This is a genomic window from Pseudomonas corni (assembly GCF_057128765.1).
Window position 1 is genome coordinate 62,327 of sequence record NZ_JBSKHW010000011.1, and the last position, 11,145, is coordinate 73,471.

An 11,145-nucleotide genomic window follows, 5' to 3' on the forward strand; every position below is an offset into this window, starting at 1 on the left:
TGGACAGAAGCGGATCGCGAGCAAGCCTCGCGCTTGGGCAGAAGCGGATCGCGAGCAAGCTCAGGCAGAAGCCGATCGCGGGCAAGCCACGCGCTCAGGCAGAAGCGGATCGCGACAACGACACAAGCCCTGTAGGAGCGAACTTGTTCGCGAGGCTTTTGATTCTGGCCGCAGGCCGTAGGAGCGCAGCTTGCTCGCGATGGGCTGGGTACCAGCCCCCGTGAGGATGTGCGATCAGAAGTCGTCGTCTTTGTCGAAGCGGCGGGCTTCGCGCTGAAGCTGGTAGACGAAACGTTCGACCTGACGCTGCACCAGTCCACTCATGTTGTGGAAGCGCACGCCGGCGAATGTAGTGTTGATGCGCTCTTCGAAATGCAGATGACGCAGTTCCACAGGTGCAGTCATGTTGCCGAAGGGCAGGGCGGCGATGAACCGCTCGTACACCTGGCCCAACTGCATGCGCTCGGACACATCGCCCTCAAAACGCAACTTGCAACCGGTGGCGGAGATGTCCAGCAGCTTGCCCCGCAGCGGCGACTTGAGTTTATCGCCACCGATCTCGATGTTTACCAAAGACGCCAACTTCAAGGCGGCGCGAAAGGCATTGCGGCGCTGGTGGTACACCACCTCATCAGGCAGCGGGCCGCGATAGCAACGCGGATCGTCGATGGTGGTCAACTGGGCTTTGCATTCCCAGGCGATGCGTACGCCCTCGTGAAAGCCCTCGACTTTGAACGGCTCCCCAGCAGCCAGAAAGCGTTCGCCGTCCCGTGGGATCATTTCATCGAAAGTCACGGAGTTTGCATCCCGGTCAATGCCGGTGATGTAGCTCTGGAAACGCTGGCTGCGCTCATGAAAGGTGATGATCAAAGGATCATGGCTTTCCAGCAGCAGTCGCAGGGTGGCGGCAATTTCCAAAGGCGTTGCAAGTACCTTTGGGGGCTGCGGAACATCTTCCGCGCTTGAGGCATTCACGGGTAATCCATCTCCAGGCAAAATACGACAGCGTGAGGCGTGCAGCATTTTGCCAGCATGTTTCACGCCTTGATACAGGAACTTACACCTGGCTAAGCGGACGTGGCCGTGCTTTTCCGGAAGTCGATCCGCGGCTGTCATACAGCGTCGGCGTATCGCCGCCGTTCAGGATGGACAACTGGTGACGGGTCTTGATTTGTTGCAGCTGGATCAGCGTGCCGTTTTCTTCGTTGGCCGCCTTGCACTCAGTCATCAGGGCGTTCAACTCATCGCCTGCCTGGAGCAGCTCTGCGCCGACTGACGAATGTTTCGCCACTTCTTCCAATCCACTGCGATTAGTCGGCAACCCCAGGCTTGCCAAGAGCTGACTGCGGCGTCGTCCATGCTGGTCCAGAACGATCACCAGCGCCTGTTTCTGCGCCAGGATGTGTTCCATCTCGGCCATGTCGCGGCCATGCAGTGCAATCGACTCGGCCTTGAGCAATTGAAGAAGTTGCTGGGCCGGTGCGATATCGTCGGTGATCAGTTGCAGCAAAGTAGTGTCTTGCATCGCATGCTCTGGGATTTAAGCGTCCAGAAGCCCGGCGCGGGCTTAGCGCTGGGCTTCGAAATTAAGCAGCTTGCTGGCAACGCGGTTGCTGTCGACCTGGTAGCTGCCGTCTGCGATCGCCGCTTTCAACTCAGCCACACGGGCGGAATTGACGGTTGGCTGATCGCGCAGCGAATCAGTGATCTTCTGCAACTGTTGAGCTTCACTGCTCAGATGAACTGCCTCACCACTACTCACACTTTCAGAAGTGCTTACCGGTGCCGCAGCTTCGGTTTTGCCAGCTTCTTTGGTGGTGGCAGTCCGAGTTGTACTGCCGACGGTAGTGGAGCTATTTAAACGATTGAAGTCGATGACCATGATGGAAAACCTCTGGGTTCTTGGACGCTTGCCTTTGGTTTCGGCCAAACCCGGAATAACTTTAGGGCCCGTGCGAAAACAGTCTCAAATGGACGTCGCACAGCGCGCATCGGTTCCCAGTCTAGAAAAAGCGCAGGCACAGCGCCAGAGGTCATCGCATTACATAGGCACCTCCACTTGTCCCGGAGCGATCACGTTGGCCTTTATCACGCGTTGGGAATTGAGGTTTTTCACCCGTATTTGCTCGTTGAAACCGCCGTCTGACAGTGCTTCACCTGGCATCCGCACGCTCATGGAGCCGCTGCGTGCGCTGATCACGACCTGATCGCCCTTGCGGACCATTTCGGGCTGTTGCAGATGCACCGGCGTCAGAATCTGATCGATTACCGTTGGTCGGACGAGTTTTTGCCCTACCGCCTGGTCAAGAGAATCCAGAAATCCTTGCCCCAGCACGCCTACGTCTCGTTCGCGCAGGGCAACGTCGCCCTCGGACACGATGGCATCACGCTTCATGGGGCGCACGACCGTCACCACTTCGCGAAACAGATGTACCTGCGCAGGCACAAACACCGTCCACGGAGAGCTGCCTTCACAGCGCACTTTTACGGTCACGCGACCGACAGGACGGGGTGAGTTTTCCAGCGATGCCGTCAAATCCCTGTCGCAATGTGGCATACGCAGACGCGGGTCCAGCTGCTTGACTTCGATCTCATAGCGTCCGGCGGTCTGGCTGGTAGCGAGGTAGTCTTCAACGGTGAATTCAAGAAAGCCCTGGGTGACGCCGATAAGGGTTTCAGGCAACGTCACGTTGTCGGCGCGACTCAGGCCCGCAGTGCTCAACACGCACAACGCTCCCGTCGCGCAGAGTAAGCTGCGGGTTGCGGATGTCAGGCGTCGAAATACTGTCGTTTGTCTGTTCATGACAAGATAAATAGCAAGGCCCGTGCCGCTTGCCGACAGGGGATGGGTCATTGGTCGTTTTGGGAAGGAGTTGGGCATGGCTGGTGTTATGGATTCAGTGAACCAGCGCACTCAACTGGTAGGGCAGAACCGCCTTGAACTGTTGCTGTTCCGTCTGAACGGCAAGCAGTTATATGGGATCAACGTGTTCAAGGTAAAAGAGGTGCTTCAGTGCCCAAAACTTACCCACTTGCCTAGATCCAGTCCGATCGTGCGTGGCATTGCCAATATTCGTGGTGGGACCATTCCCATTCTCGACCTGGCTTTGGCAACCGGTTCAAAAGCTTTAGACAGCATTGAAAATGCCTTCGTGATCATCACGGAGTACAACACCAAGATTCAGGGTTTTCTGGTGCATTCAGTCGAACGCATCGTCAACATGAACTGGGAAGACATTCATCCACCACCCAAGGGAACGGGGCGCGATCACTACCTGACGGCAGTGACGCGCATTGATAACGAGTTAGTGGAAATCATCGACGTCGAGAAGATTCTGGCCGAAGTTGCGCCGGTTTCCGAAAACATCTCGGCGGGTGTCATTGATGCCGAAACCCAGCACAAGGCGCTTTCGCTGCGGGTGCTGACCGTGGACGACTCCTCGGTGGCGCGCAAACAGGTCACGCGTTGTCTGCAAACCGTCGGCGTGGAAGTCACAGCGTTGAATGACGGTCGTCAGGCACTTGAGTTCCTGCGCAAACTGGTGGATGAGGGCAAGAAGCCGGAAGAGGAATTCCTGATGATGATTTCCGACATTGAAATGCCGGAAATGGACGGCTATACCCTGACTGCAGAGATCCGCAACGATCCGCGCATGCAAAAGCTGCACATCGTCCTGCATACCTCGTTGTCGGGTGTCTTCAACCAGGCGATGGTCAAGAAAGTAGGCGCTGACGATTTCCTGGCCAAGTTCCGGCCGGATGATCTGGCGGCTCGCGTGGTAGATCGTATCAAGGCAGCAGACATCAGCTAAACAAACCAGGGGCGTCGTCCCTGGTCGTTCACGAAATTTGAGAGGCGGCATGTCTACAGGTAATTTGGATTTTGAACAGTTCCGGGTCTTCCTGGAAAAAGCCTGTGGCATTTTGCTGGGTGAAAATAAGCAATATCTGGTTTCCAGCCGCCTCAACAAGCTGATGGAGCAGCAGGGCTTCAAGTCGTTGGGTGAGTTGATTGCGCGTATCCAGTCCCAGCCGCGCAGCGGTTTGCGCGAGCAGGTGGTGGACGCCATGACCACCAACGAAACCTTGTGGTTTCGCGATACCTACCCCTTTGAAGTGCTCAAGAACAAGGTCTTGCCCGAACAACTAAAAGCCAGCCCGGGCCTGCGTCCGCGTATCTGGTCGGCGGCCTGTTCGTCGGGGCAGGAACCGTTTTCGCTGTCGATGTCGATCGATGAGTTCGAGCGCAGTAACCCTGGTCAGCTCAAGGGCGGCGCGCAGATCATCGCCACCGATCTGTCGGGCAGCATGCTCAATACCTGCAAGACCGGTGAGTACGACAGTCTGGCGATTGGCCGAGGTTTGTCGCCGGAGCGGTTGCAGCGGTACTTCGATCAGAAGACGCCGGGTCGCTGGACGATCAAGACGCCGATCAAAAGCCGGGTGGAGTTTCGCTCGTTTAATCTGCTGGACAGTTATGCGGTGATGGGCAAGTTCGATATCGTGTTTTGTCGCAACGTGTTGATCTATTTTTCGGCCGAGGTGAAGAAGGACATTCTGCTGCGGATTCACAGTACGTTGAAGCCGGGGGGGTATCTGTTTTTGGGTGCTTCGGAGGCGTTGAACGGTTTGCCGGATCACTATCAGATGGTGCAGTGCAGTCCGGGGATTATTTATCAGGCCAAGTGATGGTCTGGTATTGGGATTGAAAAGAAGACCTCGCTTTGGCGAGGTTTTTTTATGGATGGATTCACGCGGTGCCTGTAGGAGCCATCGGAGGTTACGACAGTTGCGATGCGGTGGGTCTGACATGCTTCGGATTGGGATCGTGTGAATATCCGTTATCGGAGGTGAGGCTTACACCGGTTCCGCCCTTACGGCGGGTCACTTTCGAAAAGCCGGAAGCCGGCCCAGGCGAAAGTAACCAAAGCGCTCTTGCTCCCGGTTTGGCCCGACTTCGTCGGGTTCCCTCACTCCGGCGACGCTCCGTGGGCACGCCGCCATCGGCCATCCATGGCCGGGGGCGGCTAGCGCGGCATCCATGCCGCGCTGCCCACTGCGCGTCGCCTGCGTTCGGCCTGCACCCAAGTCGCGTTTTGCGGTGTCTGGACTGGCGTGGATGAAGATCAAAAGCGAAGCGAAGCGCGCCTCGCGCTTGTCGCCCTTCGTTTTTCGTTTTTTTCTTCTGTCGTGCCGAGATTTTGTGAGCGCCACAAAGTGCGACTTTGGAAGGCCGAGCGCAGGCGTTGCGTAGGGGACAGCGCGGCATGGATGCCGCGCTAGCCGCCCCCGGCCATGGATGGCCGATGGCGGCGTGTCCCCGGAGCAATGCCGGAGCGAGGGAACCCGACGAAGGAGGGCCGGACACGGGAGCGAAAGCGCTTTGGTTACTTTCGCGCTTTTCGAAAGTGACGCGCCGTAAGGGCGCAACCGATATAAGCAGCAACCGAGATAACGGATATACACACAATCTGAACCGTGTCAGCTACACCGCATCGCAGCCTCGCGTTGCTCGTCAGCTCCTACACGGGACCTTGTCACCCGCCAGACGACTATCAAGCCCGTCAAGCGGCAAAAAAACGGCACCGCGCTTGCCGCTTTCATCCCTAACAGCGGAAATCCCTTGCCGCTTTTCTGGCATCAACGCATCCCACCCACTCTGGAGGCCCCGTAATACAGGCTTTTCCCTAGATGGCACGGCGCTTGCTATGACTCAATCAAGAAAATCTGGTCAACCGGTAAAGGTTTCCCGACATGAGCATCAGCTTCGAAAACGCACTGGGCATCCACGAGAAAGCGCTGAACTTCCGCGCTCAACGTGCAGAAGTGCTGGCCAACAACATCACCAACGCCGACACGCCGAACTACAAGGCGCGTGACCTGGACTTTTCCAAGGTCCTGGCGGCGGAAAACGACAAGGCCACCAAAGGCACGTTCGCGTTGAACATGACCAACAGCCATCACATCGAAGCTGAAGGCTTGAGCACCGACGAAGGTTCGCTGCTGTATCGCACGCCGTCCCAGCCTTCGCTGGACCAGAACACTGTCGATGCTCAGGTCGAGAACGCCAATTACGCCGAGAACGCCATTGGCTTTCAGGCCAGCTTCACATTGCTCAACAGCAAGTTCAAAGGGCTGGTAGCAGCCCTTCGCGGAGAGTAAGCCATGTCGCTCGCCAGTGTTTTCAACATCGCCGGTAGCGGCATGAGTGCCCAGAACACTCGCCTCAACACCGTCGCCAGTAACATCGCCAACGCCGAAACCGTTGCCTCAAGCATGGACGAGACGTATCGCGCCCGTCACCCGGTGTTTGCCACTGTGTTTCAGGGCCAGGAAGCGGGCGGCAGCGGATCGTTGTTCGAAGACCAGGGCCAGGCCGGTTCTGGCGTACAGGTCTCGGGCATCGTAGAAGACGCCTCCAACCTTGAAGCGCGCTACGAGCCCAACCATCCGGCTGCGGACAAAAACGGTTACGTGTACTACCCGAACGTCAACGTGGTGAACGAGATGGCGGACATGATCTCGGCCAGTCGTTCGTTCCAGACCAACGCGGAAATCATGAACACCGCCAAGACAATGATGCAGAAGGTCCTGACCCTGGGTCAGTGATAAGGGACGAATTCAATGACAACAGTTGATACCACTGCCACGAGCGCCTACCTCAAGTCGCTGCAGACGCCGGGTGCCACCACAGCAGGTGATTCGGCGACGGGCGCGAGCAGCCTGGGCAAGGACTCGTTCCTGAAATTGCTGGTCACCCAGATGCAGAACCAGAACCCGCTGGATCCACAGGACAACAGCGAGTTTGTGGCCCAGTTGGCACAGTTCAGCAGCCTGGAAACCATGCAGAACCTGAGCACCTCGGTCGATGCGATCGGCGGCATGTATCAGTCGTCGCAGGCCCTGCAGGCTTCGTCGCTGGTGGGCAGTTCGGTGATTGTCGATGTCGGCTCGACCACAGTCGACACCGCCAAGGGGCTGACCGGTACTGTTATCGTGCCGGGCGCTGCGACGATGAGTTCGGTCAAGATATCCGACGCGGACGGCAACATTGTTCGCACCATCGATATGGGCGAGCAAACCAAGGCCACCAATGCCAAGTTCACCTGGGACGGCGCAGATGAAAGCGGCAACGTATTGCCGTCCGGGACTTACAGCTTCAAGGCAGACGCCACCATCGATGGCACCAGCACATCGTTGGCGACGTACCTGCCAGCCACTGTTAACAGCGTCACCATGGGCACCGCCAGCACAGGCATGACCCTGAATCTGGCTGATGGCAGCAGTATCCTCATGGACAAAGTTAAACAAATCGGAATATAGAGCCGACTCGACGGCGCAGGAGTTTGAAACATGTCTTTCAATATCGGCCTTACAGGGCTCTATGCAGCGAATAAAAGTCTCGACGTTACCGGCAACAACATTGCCAACGTCGCGACAGTTGGTTTCAAATCTTCCCGTGCGGAGTTTGCAGACCAGTATTCGAATTCGATTCGCGGCACTTCCGGTTCAAGTAATGTCGGCAGTGGCGTAACGACGGCAGCGGTTACTCAACAGTTCACCCAAGGTGCCGTCACTACCGGAACAGGTCGCGACCTGGACCTGGCTATCAACGGCAACGGTTTCTTCATGATGAGCAATAACGGCGAGAAGCTATATACGCGCGCCGGTGCTTTTCATACCGATACTACGGGCAACATTGTCGACAACAGCGGTAATAACTTGCAGGGTTACAGCCTCGACGGTACTGGCAACCTTGCCACCGGCGTGCTGACCAATCTGCGTGTAGATACGGCCGACATGGCTGCCAAGGCCACCGGCACGGTGGGTATTGTCTCGAACCTGAACTCGACGTCGGCAGTCATTACCGCTGCATTCAACGCCGACGACGTGACGACCTACAACACACCGCTGCACACGCCGATCTATGACAGTCAAGGCAACCAGCACACCCTGGACCAGTACTTCACGAAGACGGGCACCAATACCTGGACCATGTATTCGATGATCGATGGCCGTGGCATTTCCGATCCGAGCGCTACGCCGGTTGTTCCAGATCAGACTCAGATCAGCTTCGACTCCTACGGCAAGCTGGTCACTACACCTGCACCCACCTCTACGGCTAACGTTGCAGTCAATGCTGATGGCACTTTCCAGATCAACAACTGGGTGCCGGCGACCAAGACTACGACGGGTACCACTACTACGTGGACGGCCAATGGCGCGGTCGGCAATACCGGCGGCATCAAGCTGGACATGCTGGCGACCACGCAAAACAACTCGGCGTCGGGCGCCATCAGCAAGACCCAGGACGGTAACTCGGTAGGGCAAATCAGCGCGATGAACGTTGATGCGTCCGGCCGCATGTTTGCGACCTACACCAATGGTCTGTCGCGCACCATTGGCCAGGTTGCACTGACCAGCTTCGCCAACACCCAGGGCCTTGCTCCTGCCGGCGGTACTGCATGGCGTGAAACCTATGCCTCGGGCATTCCTGTGACGGGTGCGCCGGAAACCGGCGTGCTGGGTAACATTACGGGCTCCGCGTTGGAAGAATCCAACGTCGACCTGACGGGCGAACTGGTCAACCTGATCAAAGCGCAAAGCAACTATCAGGCAAACGCTAAAACCATTTCGACTGAAAGCACGCTCTTGCAGACCACTATTCAGATGGTCAATTGACTCACGCTGCAGTCGAATGAAAGAAGCCCCTCTCGAAGGGGCTTTTTTTTGCCTGAAATTTGAATGATTTGAATACAGTGAGAACTTTGTTTCACTCAGAAATATATAGAGCCGTCCCACTCTATAACTAGAAAATTCCTACTTTCGATATTGCGAGAATAAAACTCGCGAATCACCGGTGCCGCCCATTGAGTAATGAGCAGCTGGTGAGTCCGCGGGAATAAATACGCCTATCAATGAAAGTGTCGTCATAGACGGCTCGGGAGTGTTCATGTCTTTCAATATTGCAGTGGCCGGTCTGAAGGCCGCTCATAAACGGCTTGAAGTGGCAGGCAACAATATATCCAACGTCGGGACAGCAGGGTTCAAATCCTCCCGAGCCGAATTCTCAGCCGTGTATGCCTCAACCCATCTGGGCGGAGGGACAGCAGCAGGCAGCGGGGTGCAGCTGGCCAATGTCTCCCAGGATTTCAGCGCCGGTGGAGTGCTCTCAAGCCAGGGTCGGCAGCTCGACATGCGCATCCAGGGCAAGGGGTTTTTCGTCATGAGCGACGACGGCGCCTTAAGTTACAGCCGCGCCGGAGCGTTTCAGAAAGATGCCGATGATTACGTCATCGACAATCACGGCAGCCGTTTGCAGGGTTATGGCGTTAATGCCAAGGGCGAAGTCATCAGCGGGGTGCGTACCGACCTCAGGATCGACACCGCCAACCTGTCGCCCAAAGCCACCAGTTCGGTCGGGCAGACCATTAATCTCGATTCATCGGCGCCATCGCTTGCGGCATTGCCGGTGTTCGATCCTGATGATGCGCGCACCTACACCCGCATGCGCACGCAGACCATTCAGGATGCCGGAGTGCCTGAAGTCAAGGAAGTCACCGGCACCGACAACCAGGGCAATGTCGTGGTTATCACGCCCGCCCAAGCGGCCATTGCGCCCCAAAACCATGAGCTGCGGCAATATTTTGTGCGCACGGAGGACAATCAGTGGACGTCTTACCTGCTGATCGATGGCGTCAATCCGCTGGACCCGTCTACACGATCGCCGTTGCAAATGGGCCTGACCAAATCCCCGTCCGGCAATGTGGTGTTGAGTACCGCCAACGCGGCCATCGACAAGGTGTCCGATACCGAACTTGCGCTGCACAACTGGAAGCCTGCACATAACGTCAACGGCAGTTGGAATGCCAGTGGCGCGGCCAATGCGGGGCCGATCAGTTTGCCGCTGGTGGACGGCGCCACGCCATTGCTCGATGAAGCCGATGCGCTGATGACGCGACCGGTTCCGACGTTCGACCGCACCGACACCACCACCTACAACAAGACCTTTCCCAGCAGTGTGTACGACAGTCTCGGTAACCGACACGATCTCGATCAGTACTTCGTCAAGGACGGCAACAACAGTTGGAAGCTGCATGTGCTGATCAATGGGCGCAATCCGGCGGACCCGTCGAGCACTGATCCGCTGACGGCAAGCATGGTGTTCGATTCCAACGGTGGCGTGCAGTCGCTGACAGGCGGGCAAGGGCTCGCTGCCGACAATGGGAAGCTCACGCTCGCGGGGTGGGTGCCTTCCAAGCTTGAAAGCGCACAAAAGGGAGGACGCTGGATCGCCAATGGCGCGGCGGGCAATGCTGACGGCATCACCATCGATCTCAGTAAGCTGACGCAGCACAAGGCCGAAACGGCGCGGGTCTCTCCACAGATCGACGGGCATGCGGCGGGTCATATCGTGGGTTTGATCATTGATGGCAAAGGCATCATGAGCGCCAGTTTCGACAACGGCCTGCATCGCAATATCGGCCAGGTCATGCTCGCGTCGTTCGCCAACGAGCAGGGTTTGCAACCTACCAGCAACACCCGCTGGCGCGAAACCCATGACTCCGGCGTCGCTGAATATGACGCAGCGGGTACGGGGTCGCTGGGGGCAGTGATTTCCGGCTCGCTGGAAGGCTCGAACGTGCAACTGACCGATGAGCTGGTAGAGCTCATCCAGGCGCAGACCGCTTACCAGGCCAACTCCAAAACCTTGTCTACCGAAGCGGAGTTGATGCAAACGCTCATCCGCGCAACGTGATTGTGCGTCATGAACTGTTTCGGCAGTAGGCAGGGCGATTTGCTTCTGCCGAAGGCATGAGAGTGCTTTCGGCGGAAGGTATGGCGATCTACTTCTGCCGAAGGCGTGGGAGCGGACCTGTCCGCGAATGCTTTTGCAGACGGTGAAGATGGGTCGCCTGTCCGGGCCTATTCGCGGACAGGTCCGCTCCCACGCTTTTGTGCATGACGCTGTAGGAGCGAATTCATTCGCGAGACGTTGGTGAGGGCGACGCATCTATGGCGTCAGGTAGATCTCTCGCGAACAAGTTCGCTCCTACAGGGCCTGTATCGTTTTCGCGATGTGTTTCTGCCCGGAGGGCGTAGGAGCCTTGCTTGCAGGCGATCTGGCGCGCAGCGGCAGCAAAC

11 protein-coding genes are annotated in these 11,145 nt (G+C 57.3%); 7 read left to right on the forward strand and 4 right to left on the reverse strand.

The window, feature by feature from the left end; genetic code table 11:
• Window positions 1-234: 234 nt before the first annotated feature.
• The 4 genes from ACWKV9_RS17500 to flgA form a co-directional block, all read right to left on the reverse strand.
• Window positions 235-975, reverse strand: coding sequence for a flagellar brake protein (locus ACWKV9_RS17500; protein ID WP_483837391.1), 741 nt, complete (start codon window positions 973-975; stop codon window positions 235-237).
• Between the two features lie 82 nt (window positions 976-1,057).
• Entirely contained in the window at window positions 1,058-1,525 is a 468-nt protein-coding gene (locus ACWKV9_RS17505) for a flagella synthesis protein FlgN (RefSeq protein WP_483837392.1), read from the reverse strand.
• Window positions 1,526-1,567: 42 nt separating this feature from the next.
• Window positions 1,568-1,882, reverse strand: a complete 315-nt coding sequence (gene flgM / locus ACWKV9_RS17510; RefSeq protein ID WP_483837393.1) for a flagellar biosynthesis anti-sigma factor FlgM — start codon at window positions 1,880-1,882, stop codon at window positions 1,568-1,570.
• A gap of 159 nt (window positions 1,883-2,041) precedes the next feature.
• Window positions 2,042-2,803: a flagellar basal body P-ring formation chaperone FlgA gene (gene flgA / locus ACWKV9_RS17515; protein ID WP_483837394.1), complete on the reverse strand. Its 762-nt coding sequence runs from the start codon at window positions 2,801-2,803 to the stop codon at window positions 2,042-2,044.
• A 76-nt stretch (window positions 2,804-2,879) separates the two neighbouring features.
• Between flgA and ACWKV9_RS17520 the strand changes: the two genes are divergently transcribed.
• From ACWKV9_RS17520 to ACWKV9_RS17550, 7 genes are all read left to right on the forward strand, one after another.
• Entirely contained in the window at window positions 2,880-3,812 is a 933-nt protein-coding gene (locus ACWKV9_RS17520) for a chemotaxis protein CheV (protein WP_483837395.1), read from the forward strand.
• A gap of 49 nt (window positions 3,813-3,861) precedes the next feature.
• Window positions 3,862-4,689, forward strand: coding sequence for a protein-glutamate O-methyltransferase CheR (gene cheR, locus ACWKV9_RS17525; protein ID WP_483837396.1), 828 nt, complete (start codon window positions 3,862-3,864; stop codon window positions 4,687-4,689).
• Between the two features lie 1,065 nt (window positions 4,690-5,754).
• Window positions 5,755-6,162, forward strand: a complete 408-nt coding sequence (flgB, locus tag ACWKV9_RS17530) for a flagellar basal body rod protein FlgB (protein WP_483837397.1) — start codon at window positions 5,755-5,757, stop codon at window positions 6,160-6,162.
• A 3-nt stretch (window positions 6,163-6,165) separates the two neighbouring features.
• Window positions 6,166-6,609 (forward strand): flagellar basal body rod protein FlgC, encoded by a 444-nt coding sequence (gene flgC / locus ACWKV9_RS17535; protein ID WP_483837398.1) that lies wholly within the window; start codon window positions 6,166-6,168, stop codon window positions 6,607-6,609.
• 15 nt (window positions 6,610-6,624) lie between these two features.
• On the forward strand, window positions 6,625-7,323 hold the full coding sequence (locus ACWKV9_RS17540; RefSeq protein WP_483837399.1) for a flagellar hook assembly protein FlgD: 699 nt from the start codon (window positions 6,625-6,627) through the stop codon (window positions 7,321-7,323).
• A 30-nt stretch (window positions 7,324-7,353) separates the two neighbouring features.
• Window positions 7,354-8,682, forward strand: coding sequence for a flagellar hook protein FlgE (gene flgE, locus ACWKV9_RS17545; protein ID WP_483837400.1), 1,329 nt, complete (start codon window positions 7,354-7,356; stop codon window positions 8,680-8,682).
• Window positions 8,683-8,953: 271 nt separating this feature from the next.
• Entirely contained in the window at window positions 8,954-10,759 is a 1,806-nt protein-coding gene (locus tag ACWKV9_RS17550; protein ID WP_483837401.1) for a flagellar hook protein FlgE, read from the forward strand.
• The last annotated feature ends 386 nt before the right edge of the window (window positions 10,760-11,145 follow it).

Excerpts from the sequence above, each read along its gene's own strand:
- ACWKV9_RS17505 (WP_483837392.1), bottom strand. The coding sequence starts at position 1,525 with ATGCAAGACACTACTTTGCTGCAACTGATCACCGACGATATCGCACCG.
- flgM (WP_483837393.1), bottom strand. The coding sequence starts at position 1,882 with ATGGTCATCGACTTCAATCGTTTAAATAGCTCCACTACCGTCGGCAGT.
- flgA (WP_483837394.1), bottom strand. The coding sequence starts at position 2,803 with ATGAACAGACAAACGACAGTATTTCGACGCCTGACATCCGCAACCCGC.
- ACWKV9_RS17520 (WP_483837395.1), top strand. The coding sequence starts at position 2,880 with ATGGCTGGTGTTATGGATTCAGTGAACCAGCGCACTCAACTGGTAGGG.
- cheR (WP_483837396.1), top strand. The coding sequence starts at position 3,862 with ATGTCTACAGGTAATTTGGATTTTGAACAGTTCCGGGTCTTCCTGGAA.
- flgB (WP_483837397.1), top strand. The coding sequence starts at position 5,755 with ATGAGCATCAGCTTCGAAAACGCACTGGGCATCCACGAGAAAGCGCTG.
- flgC (WP_483837398.1), top strand. The coding sequence starts at position 6,166 with ATGTCGCTCGCCAGTGTTTTCAACATCGCCGGTAGCGGCATGAGTGCC.
- ACWKV9_RS17540 (WP_483837399.1), top strand. The coding sequence starts at position 6,625 with ATGACAACAGTTGATACCACTGCCACGAGCGCCTACCTCAAGTCGCTG.
- flgE (WP_483837400.1), top strand. The coding sequence starts at position 7,354 with ATGTCTTTCAATATCGGCCTTACAGGGCTCTATGCAGCGAATAAAAGT.
- ACWKV9_RS17550 (WP_483837401.1), top strand. The coding sequence starts at position 8,954 with ATGTCTTTCAATATTGCAGTGGCCGGTCTGAAGGCCGCTCATAAACGG.